Source organism: Pseudomonas sp. 20P_3.2_Bac5, assembly GCF_025466035.1.
Taxonomy (GTDB): Bacteria; Pseudomonadota; Gammaproteobacteria; order Pseudomonadales; family Pseudomonadaceae; genus Aquipseudomonas.
This window is the reverse complement of sequence record NZ_JANLOA010000121.1, coordinates 1-22,199: the sequence shown is the minus strand read 5'-3', so window position 1 is coordinate 22,199 and position 22,199 is coordinate 1. Positions and strand designations below refer to the sequence as shown.

The 22,199-nt window shown below is 64.0% G+C and carries 24 protein-coding genes; 6 read left to right on the top strand and 18 right to left on the bottom strand.

What is annotated here, in order from left to right:
• Positions 1-8: 8 nt before the first annotated feature.
• Entirely contained in the window at positions 9-788 is a 780-nt protein-coding gene (locus tag NTD88_RS22050; protein ID WP_262155198.1) for a class I SAM-dependent methyltransferase, read from the bottom strand.
• A 90-nt stretch (positions 789-878) separates the two neighbouring features.
• On the opposite strand from NTD88_RS22050, the gene NTD88_RS22045 reads away from it, so the two are divergent.
• Positions 879-1,499, top strand: a complete 621-nt coding sequence (locus NTD88_RS22045) for an energy transducer TonB (RefSeq protein ID WP_262155197.1) — start codon at positions 879-881, stop codon at positions 1,497-1,499.
• Here the strand turns inward: NTD88_RS22045 and NTD88_RS22040 are convergent.
• The 7 genes from NTD88_RS22040 to ppc all read right to left on the bottom strand — a co-directional run bounded on the left by NTD88_RS22040 (position 1,496) and on the right by ppc (position 8,658).
• Positions 1,496-2,188 (bottom strand): extensin family protein, encoded by a 693-nt coding sequence (locus NTD88_RS22040; RefSeq protein ID WP_262155196.1) that lies wholly within the window; start codon positions 2,186-2,188, stop codon positions 1,496-1,498. The two genes, NTD88_RS22045 and NTD88_RS22040, sit on opposite strands and share 4 nt — an antisense overlap.
• A 5-nt stretch (positions 2,189-2,193) precedes the next feature.
• Positions 2,194-3,024: an oxaloacetate decarboxylase gene (locus tag NTD88_RS22035; protein WP_262155195.1), complete on the bottom strand. Its 831-nt coding sequence runs from the start codon at positions 3,022-3,024 to the stop codon at positions 2,194-2,196.
• Between the two features lie 30 nt (positions 3,025-3,054).
• Entirely contained in the window at positions 3,055-3,924 is an 870-nt protein-coding gene (locus NTD88_RS22030; RefSeq protein ID WP_262155194.1) for a DUF72 domain-containing protein, read from the bottom strand.
• A gap of 4 nt (positions 3,925-3,928) precedes the next feature.
• Entirely contained in the window at positions 3,929-4,225 is a 297-nt protein-coding gene (locus NTD88_RS22025) for a hypothetical protein (protein WP_095154125.1), read from the bottom strand.
• A 129-nt stretch (positions 4,226-4,354) separates the two neighbouring features.
• Complete coding sequence (tsaB, locus tag NTD88_RS22020; protein ID WP_095154126.1) at positions 4,355-5,029, bottom strand: tRNA (adenosine(37)-N6)-threonylcarbamoyltransferase complex dimerization subunit type 1 TsaB; 675 nt, start codon at positions 5,027-5,029, stop codon at positions 4,355-4,357.
• 87 nt (positions 5,030-5,116) lie between these two features.
• Positions 5,117-5,764 (bottom strand): adenylate kinase, encoded by a 648-nt coding sequence (gene adk / locus NTD88_RS22015; protein WP_095154127.1) that lies wholly within the window; start codon positions 5,762-5,764, stop codon positions 5,117-5,119.
• 266 nt (positions 5,765-6,030) lie between these two features.
• Positions 6,031-8,658: a phosphoenolpyruvate carboxylase gene (gene ppc, locus NTD88_RS22010; protein WP_262155193.1), complete on the bottom strand. Its 2,628-nt coding sequence runs from the start codon at positions 8,656-8,658 to the stop codon at positions 6,031-6,033.
• Positions 8,659-8,788: 130 nt separating this feature from the next.
• Here ppc and NTD88_RS22005 point away from each other — a divergent pair, with 130 nt between their 5' ends.
• The 5 genes from NTD88_RS22005 to NTD88_RS21985 all read left to right on the top strand — a co-directional run bounded on the left by NTD88_RS22005 (position 8,789) and on the right by NTD88_RS21985 (position 11,480).
• Positions 8,789-9,133 (top strand): pilin assembly protein, encoded by a 345-nt coding sequence (locus NTD88_RS22005; protein WP_095154129.1) that lies wholly within the window; start codon positions 8,789-8,791, stop codon positions 9,131-9,133.
• Positions 9,134-9,437: 304 nt separating this feature from the next.
• Positions 9,438-9,863, top strand: a complete 426-nt coding sequence (locus tag NTD88_RS22000; protein ID WP_095154130.1) for a DUF4398 domain-containing protein — start codon at positions 9,438-9,440, stop codon at positions 9,861-9,863.
• Positions 9,864-9,910: 47 nt separating this feature from the next.
• Positions 9,911-10,699 carry an OmpA family protein gene (locus NTD88_RS21995; RefSeq protein WP_262130313.1) on the top strand — a complete coding sequence of 263 codons (789 nt, stop codon included), beginning with the start codon at positions 9,911-9,913 and terminating at the stop codon, positions 10,697-10,699.
• Between the two features lie 219 nt (positions 10,700-10,918).
• Positions 10,919-11,194: a type II toxin-antitoxin system Phd/YefM family antitoxin gene (locus tag NTD88_RS21990; protein ID WP_095154355.1), complete on the top strand. Its 276-nt coding sequence runs from the start codon at positions 10,919-10,921 to the stop codon at positions 11,192-11,194.
• Positions 11,157-11,480 (top strand): type II toxin-antitoxin system RelE family toxin, encoded by a 324-nt coding sequence (locus NTD88_RS21985; protein ID WP_262155192.1) that lies wholly within the window; start codon positions 11,157-11,159, stop codon positions 11,478-11,480. Before NTD88_RS21990 ends, NTD88_RS21985 begins: the two co-directional genes overlap by 38 nt.
• Before the next feature lie 77 nt (positions 11,481-11,557).
• Here NTD88_RS21985 and NTD88_RS21980 read toward each other — a convergent pair whose 3' ends face one another.
• From NTD88_RS21980 to NTD88_RS21935, 10 genes are all read right to left on the bottom strand, one after another.
• On the bottom strand, positions 11,558-11,884 hold the full coding sequence (locus NTD88_RS21980; RefSeq protein WP_095154133.1) for a hypothetical protein: 327 nt from the start codon (positions 11,882-11,884) through the stop codon (positions 11,558-11,560).
• Positions 11,881-12,804 carry an alpha/beta hydrolase gene (locus NTD88_RS21975; protein ID WP_262155191.1) on the bottom strand — a complete coding sequence of 308 codons (924 nt, stop codon included), beginning with the start codon at positions 12,802-12,804 and terminating at the stop codon, positions 11,881-11,883. The genes NTD88_RS21980 and NTD88_RS21975 overlap by 4 nt, the downstream gene beginning before the upstream one ends.
• Positions 12,776-14,053, bottom strand: a complete 1,278-nt coding sequence (locus tag NTD88_RS21970; protein ID WP_262155190.1) for a flavohemoglobin expression-modulating QEGLA motif protein — start codon at positions 14,051-14,053, stop codon at positions 12,776-12,778. Before NTD88_RS21970 ends, NTD88_RS21975 begins: the two co-directional genes overlap by 29 nt.
• A gap of 19 nt (positions 14,054-14,072) precedes the next feature.
• Entirely contained in the window at positions 14,073-14,618 is a 546-nt protein-coding gene (locus NTD88_RS21965; protein WP_095154136.1) for a hypothetical protein, read from the bottom strand.
• A gap of 26 nt (positions 14,619-14,644) precedes the next feature.
• Complete coding sequence (locus NTD88_RS21960; protein ID WP_095154137.1) at positions 14,645-15,349, bottom strand: TetR/AcrR family transcriptional regulator; 705 nt, start codon at positions 15,347-15,349, stop codon at positions 14,645-14,647.
• Positions 15,350-15,501: 152 nt separating this feature from the next.
• Positions 15,502-17,004, bottom strand: coding sequence for a lysine--tRNA ligase (lysS, locus tag NTD88_RS21955; RefSeq protein ID WP_095154138.1), 1,503 nt, complete (start codon positions 17,002-17,004; stop codon positions 15,502-15,504).
• A gap of 102 nt (positions 17,005-17,106) precedes the next feature.
• A protein-coding gene (gene prfB, locus NTD88_RS21950; protein WP_143501873.1) for a peptide chain release factor 2 occupies positions 17,107-18,202 on the bottom strand; the annotation gives its coding sequence in 2 pieces (ribosomal slippage) (positions 17,107-18,129 and positions 18,131-18,202; 1,095 coding nt in all).
• Between the two features lie 112 nt (positions 18,203-18,314).
• Complete coding sequence (locus NTD88_RS21945; RefSeq protein WP_095154139.1) at positions 18,315-19,319, bottom strand: PleD family two-component system response regulator; 1,005 nt, start codon at positions 19,317-19,319, stop codon at positions 18,315-18,317.
• Between the two features lie 51 nt (positions 19,320-19,370).
• Positions 19,371-20,384: a chemotaxis response regulator protein-glutamate methylesterase gene (locus NTD88_RS21940; protein WP_262130324.1), complete on the bottom strand. Its 1,014-nt coding sequence runs from the start codon at positions 20,382-20,384 to the stop codon at positions 19,371-19,373.
• A partial coding sequence (locus tag NTD88_RS21935) for a hybrid sensor histidine kinase/response regulator (protein ID WP_262191762.1) occupies positions 20,381-22,199 on the bottom strand: 1,819 nt, incomplete at its 5' end. The genes NTD88_RS21940 and NTD88_RS21935, both read right to left, overlap by 4 nt.

Genomic DNA, 22,199 nt, shown 5'->3' with positions numbered 1-22,199 from the left:
CGAAAACGCTAAGGCTTCAGCGCCTTCTTCGGATAAATGTCATAGCGGCTGGATTTGCCCTCCAGGCTATGGCTCGGCTTCGGCCCGTCGATGATCGGCGCCTTGCGCGGGCGCTTGACTACCACCCGGTGAGTCGCCAGCGCCAGGGCCGCTTCGAGCAGCGCGGGGGCGTCGAGGTCATCGCCCACCAGCGGGCGGAATACGCGCATTTCCTTTTTTACCAGGGCGCTCTTGTCGCGATGCGGGAACATCGGGTCGAGGTAGATCACCTGCGGCGCCTCGCCCTGCCAGTCACGCATGCGCTCGATGGCGTTGCCGTGCAGCAGGTTCATCCGGGCAACGATCGCACCCACTTCGGCATCCCCTGCGGCGCGGGCCAGGCCATCTTCCAGCAACGCTGCCACCAGCGGCTGACGCTCGATCAACTGCATCTGGCAGCCGAGGCTAGCGAGCACGAACGCGTCCTTGCCCAGCCCCGCCGTGGCATCCAGCACCTGCGGCCGCACGCCTTGGGCGATACCCACCGCCTTGGCGATCATCTGTCCACTACCGCCACCATAAACCCGTCGATGCGCCGCGGCGCCCTCGACGAAGTCCACCCGCACTGGCCCCGGCGCCTGCGGACCGAGTTGCTGGATCTGCAACCCGTCAGGCCCGACCTGCACGGCGAACGCGGCGTCGTCATCCAGCAGCGGCAAGCCCAGCCGCGCCGCCCACTGCTCGGCCCGCGCCTGATAGTCCGCAGCCAGAGCCTCGACCCGGATCCCGCCTTCCAACCGATGCTCCACGCTCACCTTCCTGCTGAAAAAAAGTTAAAGATCGGCGACGACTGCCGATAAAAAAAGTACGCGCTATTTTGCCAGAGCTCTTCGACGACCATGTCAGAGATTGTTCAACTTCCTTCCGGCTACATTTCACCCGTTGGTGACTATGCCCGGCACAACACCCAGACCCTCGGCGGCGTCAGCCACCTGTGGTCGGACTTCTTCGCCCGCGCCCTGGCCGCGCAGCAGGAAGAAGGTGTGGTGCAGGCGCCGCTGCCGGTCGAGGAAGTGAATGTCGAAACTGGCGAACCCATCACCGGCAGCCAGACCCTGGCGCAGATCCACAGCCAGCGCCTGTGCAACGTGCAAGACACCGAAATCACCCCGCCGGAGCCGCTGTTCCTGCCGATCGCCGAGTTCGAGCTGGACCTGCTGGACAAGCCCGCCCCGCCCTTCAGCGCCGCCGAACTGATCGAACAACAGCGCCAACTGGACACCACCAGCAGTTGGGTGCGCCCGGTCGTCATGCATCAAGGGCATCCGCACCCGGAGCCAGGCCCGGCGCCGTCGTCGTACCCGCTGCACCTGCCGATCGCCGAACTCGAACGCAACCTGCTGGACCCGGCCCCGGAACCGTTCGACGAAATCACCCTGGCCATGCAGCAGCACGATCTGGAATTCGACCTGCAATGGGCGCGCCCGGTGGTGCTGAACAACGTGCGCATCGCCGCCTAACGGCAGATCTGCCAGCCGCCCATATCCAGGTGAAAGTGGTTGTGATGGGCCGCATTGTAGTCTGGCCCCAACACCGTATTGAAACTCTCGCAGGCACCCTCGCGGACCTGACGCAGGAACTGCGCCTTGGGCCCCTCCCCGTTCCAGTCCTTTTGCAGCTCGATGCGCTGGCCGTCTTTCAGGCGAAAGCCGGCGATATCCAAAGCGTTGGCGCTGGCGTGTTGGCTACGCCGGCCTTCGGCGCGGTTGTAGATATTGCGGCAGGCAAAGCTGCCCAGGTGATCCACCTGCACCACCGGTTGACCGAAGACCCGTTGCGCCGCTGGTTGCAGGCCGTGGCGCTCGAACAGGGCGAAGGCCACCGCCACCGGGCACGTGGCGAGAAAGCTGCTGCTCAATCGCACCGACGCGTCCTGGACCCGCACCACATTGCTCAGCGGGCAGGTCGCACTCGCGGGGCTGTCGGCCTGCGCGGTGTAGCGCAGGCCGGAGGTGGCCAGTGTCTCGGCACAGCGCCGGGGATCATCGCGCAGGCGCCCAAGCTTCCACGAGGTCAGCAGGTTCGGCGGCGAACGCACGTTCAGCGGCGCCCACGGGTTCCACTCATCCGGCAGGCGCCAGCCCTTTTGCCAGCCGTACAGCGCCGCGGCGGCCAGCACCGCGAGCAGCACCAGCCCGCCGTAGCGCACGGCGGTCAGCGCCGAAACATCTGGTTCAACTGATCGAACGGCAGCGCCTGCTCGGCATAGTCGAAACATCCGTCGCCGCGAATGCGCTTCGCCGCGTCGAAGAACGCACCGTAGGCGGCGCGGGCCAGCGACGAACCAACGCTGATGCGCTTCACGCCCAGCGCCTGCACATCATCGAAGGTCAGGGTCATCCCGCTCAGGCCCATCAGCAGGTTCACCGGTTTCGGCGCGACCGCCTGCACCACCCGGCGAATGTCTTCGGCGCTGCGCAGGCCGGGCGCGTAGAGCACGTCGGCGCCGGCTTCGGCAAAGGCTTGCAGGCGGGCGATGGTGTCGTCCAGGTCCTGGCGGCCGTTCAGGAGGTTTTCCGCACGGGCGCAGAGCATGAAGGGGAAGTCCAGACTGCGGGCAGCGGCCACGGCGGCCTCCACCCGCTCCACCGCGCGGTGGAAGCTGTAGATCGGCTCGTCTTCGCGGCCGGTCGCGTCTTCGATGGAGCCGCCGACCAGGCCGATACGCGCCGCTTGCAGGATGGTCTCGGCGCAGCCGGAAGGTTCGTCACTGAAACCGTTTTCCAGGTCCGCCGCCACCGGCAAGGCGGTGGCATCGACGATGGACAGGGCGTTATCCAGGGTCTGTTCACGGCTGAGCGCGCCTTCGGCGTCTGGCCGGCCCAGGGAGAACGCCAGTCCCGCGCTGGTGGTGGCCAGGGCCTCGAAGCCCAGGCTGGCGAGCATTTTTGCCGAGCCCGCATCCCAGGGATTGGGAATCACGAAAGCGCCGGGGCGCTCATGCAGGGCTTTGAACGCTTCAGCACGCAGGGTTTGCACATCCATGGTCGGAACTCCCAGGCAGACGACAGGAAATCACAGCAGGCCAAGTTGTTCGACCTGCGGCCCCCGGTCGGGTTCAGGCAAAGCCGGCAGACCGGGCAGGCGCTCCATCAGGCCGCAATGGAAACGTTGCGCCAGCGCTGCGGCCAGGCGGTTGTCAGCGGTATGCAGAAACACGTAGGGGCTGCGCCCTTCTTCGATCCAGGCAGCGACCTTGTCCAGCCATTGCAGGAGGAAGCTTTCGTTGGCCTCCAGTTCAGGATGGCCAATGAAACGCACCTGCGGATGCTGGCTGAAGGCGGTCGGACGTGGCGGCACCCGCGGCTTCTTCGATTGCGCGTGGAGCACGCTGGGCTCCTGCGAGGTGCAACTGAACAGCGCGCGGGGGTCCAGGCAGATGCGCTCGATCCCGCGGTCCAGCAGCAGGCGATTGAGCAGGCGCTCGTCCTCACCCTTGGCGAAAAAGGCGTTGTTGCGCACTTCCACGGCAATCGGCACGTCGATCTCGTCGATGAAGTGCACCAGTTCGCCGAGTCGAGCAGGGCTGAAGGTCGCCGGCAGTTGCAGCCAGTACGGCGCTACCCGCGCGCCCAGCGGCCTGAGCAGTTCGACAAAGGCCCGCGCAGCGTCGAGTTGCCCGTGCAGATCGCCGCTGTGGCTGATGTCGCCGGGAAACTTGGCGGTGAAACGGAAGTGTTCGGGCATGACCTGGGCCCAGCGCTGGATAGTCGCGGGCGCGGGACGGGCATAGAAGGTGGTGTTGCCTTCGACGGCATTGAAGACCTGGCAGTACAACGCGAGGAAATCAGTGCTCTTGGCATCGGCGGGATACAGGTAGTCGCGCCAGGCGTTTTCGCTCCAGGATGGACAACCGAGAAAATAAGGCAGGGATGACAGGCTCATCCGCTCAAATGTACAGATCCAGCCCCAGTACTTCCATCTCCCAATCGACGAAACCAGCGGTGGTCATGTAACTGGTCAAAGCATGCTTGGTGCGGCGGTTGCGGGCGCGGGGGAAGATCATGTCCTGCGGGCGGGCCGGCAGGCCGGCACTGCGGTTGGCATTGCCGGTGCTGGCGGGCTGCGCCTGGACTTCGAATTCGCCGGGAAGATCCTCTTCCTCCGACTCTTCCACACGCACCGGCCCTTTGCGCTGGGGGCGCTTGAGCGGATAAGACTGTGAGGAAAAGCCGTCGATACGCATGACGATATACTCAGGGACAATGATGGCAATTTAGCGGCACCAGAGCTCCTGCGCAAATGCCCGACTGATAACTGGACCACATATCACTAAAAAGGTTTACGGCGTTTGGCGATAACCGACCGGAGGCGATCAGGCGCCTTTTGGCGTCGCCACCTTGTCCCGCAGGTACACCGGCTGCGCTTGGTCAGCGGACACGCTTTCGCCACGCTGCCAGGCGAATTGCGCCAGGGTCAGCAAGTCCAGCGCGTGGGGCAGCATGCTCGCATCCTGACCCTCGACCTTGACCGCCAGACGCTCACTGTAACCCCAGCCCGTACCGGCGCCAAACCACTGGCCGCCCGCCCCTTGGGGCAATGCGACCTGCTCGGGCGGCAACACCGCTTCGAGCCCTTGCAAACGCATTTCCCCTGCCTGTTCCTCATAGCAGCCCCAATAGACTTCGTCCATTCGGGCATCGATGGCCGAGGCAACGCGGGTCGCGCCATGCTCGCGCAGCGCGCGCTGGGCCAGCACCGCCAGATTCGACACAGGCAACACCGGACGCTCCAGGGCGAACGCCAGGCCCTGCACCACGCCGATGGCGATCCGCACGCCGGTGAAGGCGCCCGGGCCACGGCCAAAGGCGATGGCATCCACCGCCGACAAGGCGACGCCGGCTTCGGCCAGCAGGGTCTGGATCATCGGCAGCAGCTTTTGCGCATGCAGGCGCGGAATCACCTCGTAGTGGCTCGTGATCTTGCCGTCGTGCAGCAAGGCGACAGAGCAGGCTTCAGTGGCGGTATCCAGGGCCAGCAAGGTGGTCATCGGGGGTTCCAGGCGAGAGAAAAAAGAGCGGCATTATAAACGAACAACGGCCCGCAAGCGGGCCGTTGGCGAAACATCGGGACGGGATCAGCTCAGGGCTGCCAGTACCTTGGCGGTGATGGCTTCTACCGAGCCAACGCCTTCGATGTGGCTGTACTTCGGCTTGCCGTTGCTGGCAGCCAGCTTCTGGTAGAAGTCCACCAGCGGCTTGGTCTGGTCGTGGTACACGGACAGACGGTGACGTACGGTTTCTTCGGTGTCGTCTTTACGCTGAACCAGCGGCTCGCCGGTTTCGTCGTCCTTGCCTTCAACCTTCGGCGGGTTGTAGACGATGTGGTAGACGCGACCGGAACCTTCGTGAACACGGCGGCCGGCGATGCGCTGAACGATCTCTTCGTCTTCGACGGCGATCTCGATCACGGCATCCAGCTCGACGCCAGCAGTCACCAGGGCTTCAGCCTGAGGAATGGTGCGCGGGAAGCCGTCGAACAGGAAACCGTTCACGCAGTCAGGCTGGGCGATGCGGTCCTTGACCAGGTTGATGATCAGTTCGTCGGATACCAGCTTGCCAGCGTCCATGATCGCCTTGGCTTCCAGACCCAGCGGGGTACCGGCCTTGACCGCGGCACGCAGCATGTCGCCGGTGGAAATCTGCGGAATACCGAACTTTTCGGTGATGAACTTTGCCTGAGTACCTTTACCGGCTCCGGGAGCTCCCAGCAGAATTACGCGCATCTCGTGCTCCTCATTTTTTATAAGCAAATCAATGGATTCGCGTGATTGGCGAATCGCAGGAAATCGGGCGATGACCGCAAATCGGTCAAAAGGCTGTCCAAGATACACAGCGCACCCGGACCATACAAGCGGTCGAAAGTCGGAAAAACCTGCGACAAGAAGCCTCGGTCTACACGGGTTGCGCCCGTCGCAACCGACGCTTCTTACACCTTATTCCTACCTACTGAAGGGCGTCATCCGACACCCTTCAATAGCTCGCCTGACACTCAACCGGTGTTGCGCAAACCGGCCGCGATGCCCGCCACTGTCACCAGCAGGGCCTGCTCCAACGGGCTGTCCAGAGCGGCTTCGCGCTCCCGCGAGCGCGCCAGCAGTTCGGCCTGGAGCAGGTGCAGCGGATCGAGGTAGGTATTGCGCAGACGGATGAACTCCAGGGTCGCCGGGCTGTGCGCCAGTAGCACCGGCTGGCCGGTCAGCCCCAGTACTACCTGGCACGCCTGCGACAATAGGTCGCGCAAATGTGCACCTAAAGGTCGCAGTTCCGGTTGCACCAGACGTTCGTCGTAGGAGCGGGCGATATCAGCGTCGGCCTTGGCCAGGACCATCTCCAGCATATCGATGCGCGTGCGGAAGAATGGCCACTCCTCGCGCATCTGCTGCAACAACGGCCCTTGGCCACGCGCCAGGGCATTGTTCAGCGCCGCTTCCCAGCCAAGCCAGGCGGGGAGCATCAGGCGGGTCTGGGTCCAGCCGAAGATCCACGGAATCGCCCGCAGGCTTTCGATTCCCCCGGCACGGCGCTTGGCCGGGCGACTGCCCAGCGGCAGGCGACCCAGTTCCTGCTCCGGGGTGGACTGGCGGAAGTACTCGACGAAATCGGGGTTTTCTCGCACGACGCCGCGGTACGTCTTGACCCCGTCGGCGGCCAGTTGGTCCATCACCTCGCGCCACGCTGGCTGCGGCGGCGGCGGTGGCAGCAAGGTGGCTTCAAGCACCGCGGCCAGGTAGAGGTTGAGGTTCTGTTCGGCGATATCCGGCAGGCCGAACTTGAAACGGATCATCTCGCCCTGCTCGGTGGTACGGAAGCGCCCGGCTACCGACCCCGGTGGCTGCGACAGGATCGCCGCGTGCGCCGGGCCGCCGCCACGGCCAACGGTGCCACCACGGCCGTGGAACAACAGCAATTCCACTTCCTGCTCGCGGCAGATTCGCACCAGGGTTTCCTGGGCCCGGTACTGCGCCCAGGCCGCCGCCGTGGTGCCGGCATCCTTGGCCGAATCGGAGTAGCCGATCATCACTTCCTGCGGGCCGTGCAGCCCGGCGCGGTAGCCCGGAAGACCAAGCAGACGCTCCATCACCGGACCGGCGTTGTCGAGGTCAGCCAGGGTTTCGAACAGCGGCACCACGCGCATCGGCCGCAGCAGGCCGGCTTCCTTGAGCAACAACTGCACCGCCAACACATCGGAGGCGGCGCCGGCCATGGAAATGACGTAGGAACCCAGCGAGGCCGCCGGGGCGTTGGCGATCTCGCGGCAGGTGGCGAGCACCTCGGCGGTGTCCGCCTGCGGCTTGAAATGCGCCGGCAGTAGCGGCCGGCGGCTGCTCAGTTCGCGCTGGAGGAAGTCAATGCGCGCCTCTTCGTTCCAGTCGGCGTAGCGACCGAGGCCCAGGTAGTCGGTGATCTCGCTAAGCGCGGCGGCATGACGGCTGGAGTCCTGGCGCACATCGAGGCGCACCAGGAACAGGCCGAAGGTGACCGCACGGCGCAGGCAATCCAGCAGCGGACCATCGGCGATCACGCCCATGCCGCATTCGTGCAGCGACTCGAAACACAGGTGCAGCGGCTCGAACAGCTCGCGGTTGTCCTGCAGCACCAAGGGCCCCGGAATCTGCGGCGCGCTCAGTGCCGACTGGGCCCACGCTCGGGTTTCCCGCAGGCGCTCGCGCAGTGGCTTGAGCACCGCGCGGTACGGCTCGGCGCATTCGCCGACCTTGGCCCGCAAAGCCGGGCTGGCTTGTTGCATCGACAGCTCGGCGGCCAGCGAGTGGACGTCACGCAGGAACAGATCCGCCGCCATCCAGCGCGCCAGCAGCAGCACTTCGCGGGTCACGCTGGCGGTGACATTGGGGTTGCCATCACGGTCGCCGCCCATCCACGAAGCGAAGCGGATCGGCGCCGATTCCAGTGGCAAGCGCAGCCCGGTGGCGTCGTGCAGGGCCTTGTCGGCCTTGCGCATATGACTGGGGATGGCGTGCCAGAGGGAGTGTTCGATCACCGCGAAGCCCCACTTGGCCTCGTCCACCGGGGTTGGCCGGGTGCGGCGAATTTCCTCGGTGTGCCAGGCTTCGGCGATCAGTCGTTGCAGGCGCTCACGCACCTGCTCACGCTCGGCGGCGGTCAGGTCGCGGTGGTCCTGGGCCGACAATTGCGCGGCGATGGCGTCGTATTTCTGAATCAGGGTACGGCGGGCCACTTCGGTGGGGTGGGCGGTCAATACCAGCTCGATATTGAGCTTGCCGAGCTGACGGGCCAGGGCATCGTCGCTGTGACCCGCAGCCTTGAGCCGGGCCAGCAGTTCGGGCAGCACCGTCGCCTCGAAGGGCTCGGGCTGGTCTTCGTCGCGCCGGCGAATCAGTTGGTACTGCTCGGCGATGTTGGCGAGGTTAAGAAACTGGTTGAAGGCCCTGGCGACCGGCAACAGTTCGTCGTCCGCGAGGTCCGCGAGGGTCGAACTCAGTTGCTCCTCGCCGCCACTGCGATCGGCCTTGGCACTGTGGCGGATCGCCTCGATCTTCTGCAGGAAGGCCTCGCCGTGCTGTTCGCGCACAGTGTCCCCCAGCAATTCGCCCAACAGATGAACATCTTCACGCAAGCGCACATCGATATCGGTCATCAACCTTCTCCACACCTGGAAAAACCGCGTTGCCAGCAGAGTGCCCCAGTACCGGTCGTGCTTTCAAGGCGCAGCCTTCGGCCAAGTGGCTACGCTTTAACCAGGCCCATTGGCTTACACAGAGGACATCATGAAAATTCGCGAACTCGCCCAGTACTGGGAACAGAACGCAAAAGGACGCCTGAGCCCCACTGGTCACACGCTGTACCTGGACGTCGAGGCTGCGGCGCGACTGGCGGCCCTGGCCGAGATGTACCCCAAGCGCCGCCCCGAGGAACTGCTCGGCGAACTGCTCGGTGCCGCCCTGGAAGAGCTGGAAGCGAGCTTTCCCTACATTCAGGGGAAGCAGGTGATCGCCACCGATGAGGAAGGTGATCCGCTGTATGAGGACGTCGGTGCGACGCCGCGCTTTCTTGCACTGTCGCGTCGGCATCTGCGGACGCTGAGCAGTGGCGAGGACACCTCGAAGCACTGATTGCCAGCCTTCTTTCCTGCACCTTTGTGCCGCCTCGCGCCTGCGCGCGAGGCGGCGCACATGGCTTCCAAATCCCCGCAATACCCCGCCACACCGGCAAAGTTCCCGCGAAACCCCACTGACCGATTAGTCAGAAAAAATCGCCTAACAAGCGGTACTTTTTCTGAACTTTTGAAAAAACGGTCCAGTCACAGCCCATAGCCACTACGGCAAAAAACCCTTCACTGCGAGCTCCGTCAGCTCTGGGTGAAGGAGCCAAGTCGATGGACTGTTACGGAACTCGTCGTTCATCAGGAGTGATCCAATGGAGTTGACCACCATGAAGACCCGCATCGAGAAAACCCCGTTCCAACTGCGCGGGATCAAGCTGGCCGCGCTGGCCCTGGGCAGTAGCCTGGTATTGGCCGGTTGTGCTGGCAAGCCACCCACCGAGCAGTACGCCGTGACCCAGTCGGCGGTCAATTCCGCCGTCAGCGCCGGTGGTACCGAGTACGCCGCCGTGGAAATGAAGGCCGCCCAGGACAAGTTCAAGCAAGCCGAAATCGCCATGCACGACAAGAAGTATGACGAAGCGAAGCTGCTGGCCGAACAGGCGGAATGGGATGCCCGCGTCGCAGAGCGCAAGGCCCAGGCCATGAAAGCCCAGAAAGCCCTGCAGGACTCCCGTCAGGGCGTTCAGGAACTGCGCGAAGAAGGTATGCGCGCCGCCGAGCCCACCCAGCCGCAGTAAGCGCGCCATTGCCCCGTGCACTTCGAATTGATTAAAGGATGAACACTATGCGTAACCACGTGATGATCCCCGCCCTCCTGGCCATGAGCATCGGCCTGGTCGCCTGCGCCCACCAGCCGAACCCGAATCTGGAGTCAGCCCGCACCAACTTCTCCGCGCTGCAGAGCGATCCGCAGTCGAGCAAGGTCGCAGCCCTTGAAACCAAGGACGCCCAGGACTGGCTGAACAAGGCCGACAAGGCCTACATGGACAAGGAAGACAACAAGAAGGTCGACCAGCTCGCCTACCTGACCAACCAGCGCGTCGAAGTGGCCAAGCAAACCATCGCCCTGCGCACTGCCGAGGCCAACCTGAAAAACGCCGCCGCCCAGCGCGCCCAGGCCCGCCTGGACGCCCGTGACGCGCAAATCAAGAAGTTGCAGGAAAGTCTCAACGCCAAGCAGACCGAACGCGGCACCCTGGTGACCTTCGGCGACGTGCTGTTCGACTACAACAAGGCCGAGCTGAAAAGCAGCGCCTTCCCGAACATCACCAAGCTGGCGCAGTTCCTCCAGGAAAACCCTGACCGCAAGGTGATCGTCGAGGGCTACACCGACAGCACCGGTAGCGCCAACTACAACCAGGGCCTGTCCGAGCGTCGCGCCAACTCCGTGCGCATGGCGCTGGTCCGTGCCGGTGTCGACCCGGCCCGTATCGTTGCCCAGGGCTATGGCAAGGAATACCCGGTTGCCGATAACAGCAGCAACTCGGGCCGTGCGCAAAACCGTCGCGTGGAGGTGACCATCTCCAACGACAACCAGCCAGTGGCACCGCGTAGCGTGAGCAGCGCGCAATAAGCGTCAGGCTGAAATGAAAAATCCCGCCAGATTGGCGGGATTTTTTTGCTCTGCCACATTAAAAACACCACTTAAAGCACCTTTAAAAGCACCACAAAAAGAACTACCATCGCGTTACTTCGCTTCCGGCAAAGCCGCTGGTGTTCGATATCAGCCATGGCCTACCTGAAACGAGGCACCTCCCGACAGCGCACCCCATCAGGAAATGTTGCCATGGCAATGACATTCGCGGTCCTGGCCGATGTAGCCGCATCGGTCACCGACCTTAAAAAAGACCCCATGGGTACCCTGCGCGAAGCCAACGGCGAAACCGTTGTCATCCTCAACAGAAATGAGCCCGCGTTCTATGCGGTGCCGCCAGATCGCTACGAAGCGATGATGGAACTGATCGATGATGCGCAACTGGCGGAACTGGTCAGGCAACGGCGTGGGGAGCCTGCCGTCAGGGTAGATATCGATGAGCTCATCGCGGACGCCGAAGGATCCGGCAACTGACTATTGGCTGGAGTTCAACCTGAAGGCCAGAAAGGAATTCGACCAACTGGACGCTTCGATCCGGCTGCAATTGGCGAAAAAACTGAAATCCCGCCTGGCCTGGCCTCGGGTCGAAGCCGACAAGCTTGCGGGAATGCCGGATTGCTACAAGATCAAGCTGCAAAGCATCGGATATCGGTTGGTTTATCAAGTCCTCGAAGACCGGCTGGTCGTGTTGGTGATTGCCGTTGGCAAGCGAGAGAGAAACCAGGTCTACGGGGCTGCGGCAGCTCGCATCACCCATTGACGGTATAAAAGCCATCGCCGGCAAGCCGGATTCCACAGCGCTTGTGGAGCCGGCAGCCCGCAATGGCTTTTTTGCAATCACTCCGTCTGCTGCGGCGTCTCCTGCCCCATGCAGCGCACCGCCTGCTTCTTGTTGTCCACCAGCACGCCGGTCAGGCCTTTCTGCTGCATGTCGAACAGCACCAGCACGCCATCGATGCACTGCGCCATTTGCGGCGCGGGGGTCAGGGCGATTTTGTAGTCCTCGCCCGGCACCGTCTTGAGCATGGTGAATTCCGACAACAGCAGGGCATCCTCCGGTTTGGCGAAATGCAGGTAACCGTAGTACCACAGGGCGCACACGGTACCGACGATGCTGCAGACTCCGGTAATGATCAGGGGGACGGCGTTGCGTTCTTCACTCATTGCGACTTCTCGTCAGGATAATTGGGGACTTCGGCCAGGCGACGCAGGCCGTTGAAATGTTCGGGATCGTCCAGGAAACGCAGCATCACCTGGCGCCAGGTCGGGTCGGCGAAGGTCTGCACATGGGCACCGCGTACCAACTGCAATACCCGCGGCGGCGGCGCGGCCTGGTACAGGCGGATGCCGTTGTCCATGGGCACCAGGTTGTCATCGATGCTGTGGAAGAACAGTTTCGGCGGGGTTTTCAGCAGGCCGATGGAACGGATAGCGCTGTCGCCATCAGGCACCATCCATGACAGCGGCACCTGCAGCGGCCAGGTCATCCACGATGTACTCAGGGCGAAGCGCCCCACCGCGCGATAACTCGCCGGAACACCGTCGAACACCAGTGCCTTGAAGCGCTGCGCCTGGTCAGGGTGCTGCGCCAGGTAGTGGATCGCCATGGCCCCGCCGAGGCTTTGCCCCAGCAGCACCAGCGGTTTGTCCTGGACTTCCGGGGCCTTTTGCAGCCAGTCGAGGGCGGCGCCGATGTCCTGGTAGACCTCGGGCAGACCGGGTTTGCCTTCGGACAGTCCGTAACCGCGGTAATCGATCATCAGCACCTGATAGCCCTGCTCCGGCAACCAGTAGCTGCCGCCCAGATGCCAGGCCAGGTTGCCGCCGTTGCCGTGCAGGTGCAGCACGGTGCCTTTGACCTCCACGCCGTCCTTGGCCGGCAGCCACCAACCGTGCAGGCGAGTGCCGTCCTCGGCGGTCAGGCTGACGTCGCGCCAGGCCAGCTTGGCTTTCTCCGGCGTGAACGGCTGGCCGGGCTCGGGATAGAACAGCAGCGAGCTGCACCCGGACAGGCCGAGCAGCATCAGGCCCAGGGCGAACAGCCCGCGCCAGCGCTCAGAGAATGTTCGAGTAGTCGGCTTCAATCCGGTCCAGGCTCAGGTGGTTGAGGAAGTTGGAGAAACACATCCAGGCCGACAGCGCGTTAAGGTCGCGGAACTGCTCCGGCAGGTACTTGGGCGGTTCCACCAGGCCTTCGTCCACCAGTTGGCGCAGGGTTCGCATGTCTTCCAGGGTGGTCTTGCCGCAGAACAGCAGTGGTATCTGTTCGAGTTTGCCCTTGCGCACGGCCAACTGAATGTAGTTGTAAACCATGATGAAGCCCTTGAGGTAGGACAAGTCTTTGGTGAACGGCAGGCCATTGGGCACCGAGCCGCGGAACACCCGGCTGGCATTGCCGTAGCTTTCCGCCATCTCGAAACCCTGGGCGCGGAAGAATTCGTAGACCTGCAGGAAATCGGCGCCCTCCTCGACCATGTGGATGGCGCGGGTGCGGTTGGTCAGCTTGCGCAGGCGGCTCGGGTAGGACGCGAAAGCGATGACCTCCATGAGGATCGCCAGGCCTTCCTGGGTAACCGTCGACGAGGGCGGGCCCTTGGCGAGGAAGGTGCAGATCGGCTGGTTCAGGCCGTTGAGGGTGGTGCCGACGTGCACCAGCCCCTCGTGGACCTCCAGCGCGCGGACGTCGCGGCTGTTGAACATGGCGTCGGCGCGGATCTTGATGTAGTCGGCGCCCGCCGCCGCGTCGGCGACGATGCCGTCCGACTCGAACACCCGGATGGTGCCCTCGGCCTCGCCGAACACCTTGTTCAGGCGCTGCTGGAGGATTTGCACCGCTTCCTTGGCGCAGAGGTTCTTCGGTTCGTCCTTGAGGTCGCCCCGGCCGTCGATGTTGTTCAGGTAGTCCGAGAGCATCAGGCCGAGGTCGGCGAGGGTCGGGTCGCCGGCGTGGAAGGCGTCGGAGGCCGCACCGTAGAGCTCCTGGGAGATCAGCCCGAAGTCTTCGGTGCCGCGTGCTTCGAGCATGCGCACCACCATGCGGTACTCCTTGCACATGCGTCGCATGATCTGCCCGACCGGGTTGAACTGACCCAGGCGGCGGGTGATGTCGCGCTCGATGTTCTGGAATTCCAGCTTCAGCGCGCCGGAGTCGAACGACAAGGGCCGGTTCTGGTAATAGGCGCGGTCCACCGCCGGTGGCTCCTTGCCCTTGGCCTTGAGAAAGCCCTGGCGGATGTTGTCGTCCCACTTCACCGCATCGAGCACGCGAATCGGCGTCTGCGCCTGAACAATGCGATCAGACAGGGTCCGTATCGTCTGCTGGTACTCGTCCACGCCCCACTCCTCGTTTCAATTATTTGCCGGCACGCTGGAAACGGGCCACTTCGACGAACAGGTCGGAGTTGGCCGGGTCATCCAGGTAGGCCAGGACGCGTGCCACCGGGCTGTCGATCAACACGCCGTCGCCGTTGTCTTCCGGCACTTCGATGGTGCGGCCGCTGAGTTCTTTCTTTTCCAGGGCCTGGTTGACCTGCTCGACATCGAGGTTGTAGACCACCAGTTCCTTGTTATCGATCACTTCGAAGCCGCCGATCAGGAAATTCCCGCCCATGGCCTTCGGCACGCCCGCCGAGAGATACCAGCGGTTGCCATGGCGCGACACGGTGAACGCGTATTCCTGACGCGGCTTGCTCTTGGCCGTGGCCACCGCCTTGTAGGCGTTGCCACCGGAGCGGCTGATCAGCAGGGTCAGGGGTTCGCCCCAGGCATCCTTGCTGGTCCACTTGCCCAACAGGGCCTTGGGTGCCGGCTCGTTGGCCGGGATCGGCTCGTTGAATGTCACCAGACAGCCGTTCAACAGCAGGAAAGACAGGGCCAGCAGCACACGCCAGGCTTTCATCGGGTTCTCCTTGAGGGGCTCGCGGCTCAGTCCGCCGCCAGCACCAGATGCAGGTAACGGACAAGAATAGCGAGCATCTGCCCTTCAGCCTGCGGTTTTGCGGCATCGAGCAGGCCCTGATATTCCATCTGCTCGATTATTGCCGTCAACACAATGGCGTCTTGCTGCGGCTGGCGCGAGCCCACGACCTGCAAAAGCTGGCAGGCGCCACGCAGCAGAATCTGCTCGTGCAGCTTCACCAACTCGGCCAGACGCGGGCACAGCAGGGCTTCCTGGCGGAACGCCTGCTCGGCCATGAGGAAGTCGCGGCGGTTGTGCAATTGGCGCTGGACGTACTCGGCGGTCATCTTCGCCACCTCGTCGGCCAGCCGCGCCCGCGAGGCCGGGCTGCCATCGCCCTGGGCGAGCAACTGGCGCAGGATCACCTCGGTGTTCTCCCACAGCTTGGCCATGTAGGCGGCGCTGCGTTCGACGTACTGGGCGAAGGTGTCGCTGAGCAGGTCCTGGATATCGTTGAAGTAGTAAGTGGTGGCCGACAGCGGCACGCCCGCCTCCGCCGCCACCGCGCGATGGCGCACGCCACGCACGCCGTCACGCACGACAATGCGCATGGCCGCGTCGAGAATCTGCTGGCGGCGCTGTTCGCTGCCCTGCCGGCTGGCCTTGCGGCCTTGGTACTGCACGCTTTCTGCCACTGCGGTGGCGACGCCAGCAGCGCCTTGTTGTGTCATGGGGAGAGTCACTGGCGGGTTACCTCGAAATCTGGGATTTACAGGCATGAAAAAGCCGCCAAGGGCGGCTGATTCATGTTGCTCTCGCGGGCCTCATCGAAGCGGCTCGGCGCCTCGACAAGACAGCGATGAGGCCATCAAACCTGACGAAATCAGGCCTGCGGACGCATGTGCGGGAACAGGATCACATCGCGGATCGACGGCGAGTTGGTCAGCAGCATCACCAGACGGTCGATACCGATACCTTCACCCGCCGTTGGCGGCATGCCGTACTCCAGGGCGCGGACGAAGTCGGCGTCGTAGTGCATGGCTTCGTCGTCACCGGCGTCCTTCTCGGCCACCTGGGCCATGAAGCGCTCGGCCTGGTCTTCAGCGTCGTTGAGCTCGGAGTAGGCGTTGGCGATCTCGCGACCACCAATGAACAGCTCGAAGCGGTCAGTGACGTTCGGGTTCTTGTCGTTGCGACGGGCCAGCGGCGAGACTTCGAACGGGTATTCGGTGATGAAGTGCGGCTGTTCCAGCTTGCTCTCCACCAACTCTTCGAAAATCATCACCTGCAGCTTGCCCAGGCCTTCGTGGCCGAGCACCTTGGCGCCGGCTTTCTTGGCGATGGCTCGCGCCTTGTCGACGTCCAGCAGGTCAGCCTCGGTGAGTTCCGGGTTGTACTTGAGGATCGAGTCGAACACGCTCAGGCGCACGAACGGCTCGCCGAAGTGGAAGACTTTCTCGCCGTAAGGCACGTCGGTGCTGCCCAGAACAAGCTGTGCCAGCTCGCGGAACAGTTCCTCGGTGAGGTCCATGTTGTCGTTGTAGTCGGCGTAGGCCTGGTAGAACTCGAGCATGGTGAATTCAGGGTTGTGCCGGGTCGAAACGCCTTCGTTGCGGAAGTTGCGGTTGATCTCGAACACTTTCTCGAAACCACCGACCACCAGGCGCTTGAGGTACAGCTCCGGGGCGATACGCAGGAACATCGGCATGTCCAGCGCGTTGTGGTGGGTTTCGAACGGCTTGGCTGCAGCGCCGCCAGGAATGGTCTGCAGCATCGGCGTCTCGACTTCGAGGAAGTCGCGCTTGGCCAGGAAGCTGCGGATGTGGGAGATGACCAGGGAACGCACGCGGAAGGTCTCGCGGGTTTCCTCGTTGACGATCAGGTCGACGTAGCGCTGGCGATAGCGCTGCTCGGTGTCGGTCAGGCCGTGGTGCTTGTCCGGCAGCGGACGCAGCGACTTGGTCAGCAGGCGCACGTTGGTCATTTCAACGTACAGGTCGCCCTTGCCGGAACGGGCCAGGGTGCCTTCGGCGGCGATGATGTCGCCCAGGTCCCAGGTCTTGACCGCAGCCAGGGTTTCTTCCGGCAGGGTCTTGCGGTTGACGTAGACCTGGATGCGCCCGGTCATGTCCTGGATCACCATGAACGAACCACGGTTGAGCATGATGCGACCGGCAACCTTGACCGGGATCGCTGCAGCTTCCAGCTCTTCCTTGGTCTTGTCGACATACTGTTTCTGCAGGTCGTTGCAGTAGCTGTCGCGGCGGAAGTCGTTGGGGAAGGCCTGGCCCTTGGCGCGTTCTGCGGCAAGCTTTTCCTTGCGCAGGGCGATCAGGGCGTTTTCTTCCTGTTGCTGGGCTTGCGGGTCGAGTTGTAGATCGCTCATGTCGTCACTTTTTCCATCAGGGTTCGTTGTCCCAGGTCGCGGACCGGGGATCGCGGGCAAGCCCGCTGGCTACGGGCATTGCCTCGCGCATGGGTGTCGCGGTTACAGCCCCTGTTTGAGGCTCGCTTCCAGGTATTCGTCGATATCGCCGTCGAGCACCTTGTCGCAGTCGCTGCGCTCGATGTTGGTGCGCAGGTCTTTGATCCGCGAAGCATCCAGAACGTAGGAGCGGATCTGGTGACCCCAGCCGATGTCCGACTTGGTGTCTTCCAGTGCCTGGGAGGCGGCGTTGCGGCGCTGGATTTCCTGCTCGTACAACCGGGCCCGCAGCATTTTCATGGCGGTGTCCTTGTTGGCGTGCTGGGAGCGTTCGTTCTGGCAGCTCACCACGGTGTTGGTCGGTACGTGGGTGATACGTACGGCCGAGTCGGTGGTGTTTACGTGCTGACCACCGGCACCGGAGGAGCGGTAGGTGTCGATGCGCAGGTCGGACGGGTTGATCTCGATTTCGACCTTGTCGTCGATCTCGGGCGAAACGAACACCGCCGAGAACGAGGTGTGGCGACGGGCGCCGGAGTCGAACGGGCTCTTGCGCACCAGGCGGTGCACGCCGATCTCGGTCCGCAGCCAGCCAAAGGCGTATTCGCCCTTGATGTGCACGGTAGCGCCCTTGATGCCGGCGACTTCACCCTCGGACAATTCCATGATGGTGGCGTCGAAGCCACGCTTGGACGCCCAGCGCAGGTACATGCGCAGCAGGATGTTGGCCCAGTCCTGGGCCTCGGTGCCGCCGGAACCGGCCTGGATGTCCAGGTAGGCGTTGTTCATGTCCATCTCGCCGCTGAACATCCGGCGGAATTCGAGCTTCTCGAGCGACTCGCGCAGGCGGTCAAGCTCGCTGACGACGTCGTTGACCGCGCCTTCATCGTCTTCTTCGACGGCCATGTCCAGCAGGTCGCGGCAATCGGCCAGACCACCGGACAAGCCGTCCAGGGTCTCGACGATCTGTGCCAGGGTGGCGCGCTCGCGGCCCAGTTCCTGGGCGTACTCGGGTTTGTTCCAGACGTTCGGGTCTTCGAGCTCGCGGTTGACTTCGATCAGGCGGTCATGCTTGTGATCGTAGTCAAAGATACCCCCGAATAGACTCGGAACGCTCGGTGAGGTCCTTGATGGTATTCAGGATCGGATTGATTTCCATGGGCGGGCGGCTCTCGTGCGGATTCTGTGAAAAGCCGGAGAGTATAGCGCACGAGAGGCCGCGCACGGCAAGCCGCGCGCGTCGACGCGACAGGTTGCAGTTCAGGTCGCCATCAGCCGATGCCGACCTGATTGCGGCCGTTGTTCTTGGCCTGGTAGAGGGCGTTGTCCGCCGCCGAGATAAGTTGCCGGCAGTGGCTGCCGACGGCCGGGGTCTGGGTCGCCAGGCCGATGCTGACGGTCAGCCAGGAATCCGGCTTGGGCATGATGTGGGCGATGCGCGCGGCTTCAACGGTCTGGCGCAGTTTTTCCGCCACCAGCCGGGCACCGCCCGGCGAGGTGTTGGGCAGCACCAGGGCGAATTCCTCGCCGCCGTAGCGCGCCGGCAGGTCGCTGGGCCGGGCGCAGCAGGAACGGATGGCTTCGGCGACCTGGCGCAGGGCCTCGTCGCCGGCGAGATGGCCGAAGGTGTCGTTGAACGACTTGAAGTAGTCGACATCGACCATCAGCAGCGACAGTTGCGACTGCTCGCGCATTGCCCGGCGCCATTCCAGTTCGAGGTATTCGTCGAAATGGCGGCGGTTGGACAGCCCGGTGAGGCCGTCGGAGTTCATCAGCCGCTGCAGCACCAGGTTGGTGTCGAGCAGTTGCTGCTGGCTGACCCGCAGCGCGCGGTAGGCTTCGTCGCGCTGCAGCAAGGTCAGGTAGGAGCGCGAGTGATAGCGGATGCGCGCCACCAGCTCGATGTTGTCCGGCAGTTTGACCAGATAGTCGTTGGCCCCGGCGGCAAAGGCCGCGCTCTTGACCAGCGGGTCTTCCTTGGTCGACAGGACGATGATCGGGATGTCCTGGGTCGCCGGGTTGCTGCGGTATTCACGCACCAGGGTCAGGCCGTCCAGGCCCGGCATGATCAGGTCCTGGAGAATCACCGTCGGCTTGATGCGGATGGCCTGGGCCACCGCCTCGTGCGGGTCGGCACAGAAATGGAAGTCGATGTTTTCTTGCTGGGCAAGGCCACGGCGCACGGCTTCGCCGATCATCGCCTGGTCATCGACCAGCAGGACCATCGCCGAGTTCTCGTCAGAGGCTGCAAAGCCGTCGATCGGTAGATCATTCATGCGCTGTCACCTGGGCACTGCCGGCGGGCCGGCGTGGCTGAATACATATCGTCATTTCGGGAAAATTTCCATTAGTCGTGGGGCTATCCGCTCCAGCGGACGCACTTCCACGGCCGCGTCGATGGCGACGGCCGCCTTGGGCATGCCGTACACCGCACTGCTCTGCTGGTCCTGGGCGATGGTCAGGTAACCCTGCTGACGCATGAGCTTGAGCCCTTGCGCACCATCGCGGCCCATGCCGGTGAGCAGCACGCCCACCGCATCGCCGCGCCAGAACCGCGCCACGCTCTCGAAAAACACATTGATCGAGGGGCGGTAGATTTCATTCACCGGCTCGGCGGTGTAGGCCAGGGTGCAATCGGCGAGCAGGCGAATATGGTGGTTGGTGCCGGCCAACAACACCTGGCCCGGCTGCGGCGGCTCGCCTTCGCGGGCCAGGCGAACGGTCTGGCCGGAAGCGCTGCTGAGCCATTCGGCCATGCCCGCGGCGAACACTTGATCGACATGCTGAACCAGCACGATGGATGCCGGAAACTCCTTGGGCAGGCCTTTGAGCAACACCTCCAGCGCCGCCGGCCCGCCCGCGGACGAGCCGATGGCCACCAGCCCCTGGCGTTGCGCGGCCTGGCGCAACGGTGCCGACACGGGGCGCACGCTGCTGGCGCGCTGCTGGCCGATCAGCCAGGAAATATTGAAGATCTTGCGCAACAGCGGCGCCGCCGCTTCCTTGGGGTCGCCGCCGCCGAGGGCCGGCGTGTCCACGACGTCCAGCGCGCCGTAGCCCATGGCCTCGAACACCCGGTGCACGTTCTGCCGGCGATCGACGGTGACGATCACGATCGCACACGGCGTTTCGGCCATGATCCGCCGGGTCGCCTCGACGCCGTCCATCTGCGGCATGATCAGGTCCATCAGCAGCAGGTCCGGGGTCTGTTCGGCGCAGCGGCGCACCGCCTCGGCGCCGTCGCTGGCGACCCAGATCACCTCGTGGGCCGGCTCGTATGCCAGGGCGCGGCGCAGGGCCTCCACGGCCAGGGGCATATCGTTGACGATGGCAATTTTCATCCCTGCGCACCCCCGATCAGTTCAACCACGGCATCGAGCAAGGCGTCATCGTGGAAACTCGCCTTGGCCAGATAATAGTCGGCGCCAGCCTCGAGGCCGCGTCGCCGGTCTTCTTCACGGTCTTTGTAGGACACCACCATCACCGGCAACGATTGAAGGCGACTGTCGCGGCGCAACAGGGTGACCAGCTCGATGCCGTCCATGCGCGGCATGTCGATGTCGGTGATCAGCAGGTCGAAGTCCTCGCTGCGCAGCGCGTTCCAGCCATCCATCCCGTCCACCGCCACCGCCACTTCGTAGCCGCGGTTGCTCAGCAGCTTGCGTTGCAGTTCGCGCACGGTCAGCGAGTCGTCCACCACCAGCACGCGCTTGCGCGCCACTTCACGTACCCCGCCGCCACCGCGTTCGATGCGCTCCAGGCGGCCGGTGCTGAGGAGTTTTTCCACCGAACGCAGCAAGTCCTCGACGTCGACGATCAGCACCACCGAGCCGTTGTCCAGCAGCGCTCCGGCCGAGATGTCCTGGATCTTGCCCAGGCGGGCGTCGAGGGGCATCACCACCAACACCCGCTCGCCGATCAGCCGCTCCACCGCCACGCCATACAGCGTTTCGCGCTCGCGGATCACCACGACCTTGATGCTCTGCCCGTCACCCGGGGTCGCCGGGCGATTGAGCAACTGGCTGGCCGAGACCAGACCGATATGCCGGCCTTCGTGCCAGAACTGCTGGCGGCCTTCGAGCTGCACGATGGCTTCGGCCGGCAGTTCCAGGGTGCGTTCGATATGGGCCAGCGGGAAAGCGTAGGCTTCGCCGCTGACCTCCACCACCAGGCTGCGCACCACCGACAGGGTCAGCGGCACTTCCAGGTGGAAGCGGCTGCCGTGGCCGCTGCTCTGGGTCATCTCGATCTGCCCGCGCAACTGCCGGACCATGTGTTGCACCGCGTCCAGGCCAACGCCGCGGCCGGACACCTCGGTAACCTTGTCGCGCAGGCTGAAGCCCGGCAGGAACAGGAAGGTCAGCAGTTCCGCCTCGCTCATCTGCGCCACGGTTTCGGCCGGCGAGAGCTGGCGCTCGACGATGCTGCGGCTCAAACCGCGCAGGTCCACGCCGCCGCCGTCGTCGCTCAGTTCGAGAATCAGCAACCCGGCCTGGTGCGAGGCGCGCAGGCGGATGGTGCCTTCCATCGGCTTGCCGGCGAGCAGGCGCTGCTCGGGCATTTCGATGCCGTGATCGACGGCGTTGCGCAGCAGGTGGGTCAGCGGCGCTTCGAGTTTTTCCAGCACGTCGCGGTCGACCTGGGTCTTTTCGCCCTCGATCTCCAGGCGCACCTGCTTGCCCAATGAGCGACCGAGGTCGCGGACCATCCGGCTCTGCCCGGTCAGCACATCGGCGAACGGCCGCATGCGGCACGCCAGCGCGGTGTCGTAGAGCAACTGCGCGCGCTGACCGGCCTGCCAGCCCAACTCATCGAAGTCGGCGGCCTGCTGCAACAGCATCTGTTGGGTTTCGCCCATGAGTTGCTGGGTCAGGGCGAGGCTTTCGAGAATCTCGGCGCCCTGCTCTCCGGCATCGATCTGCGCCTTGAGCCCGTCGAGGGCGCGCAGGCTTTGCCCGTGGACGCGCTTGAGGCGCTGCAGGGTGGCGAGAAAGGGTTTGAAGCGCTGGGTTTCCACCAGCGCCTTGCTCGACAGGTCGAGCAGGCTGTTCAAGCGCTCGGCGGTAACCCGCAGGACGCGTTCGCCGCCCTCGGTAGGCTTGCCCCGGCTGACCGGGCGCGGCTCCGGCTCAGCTTCGGCTTCCGCCTCGACCTCA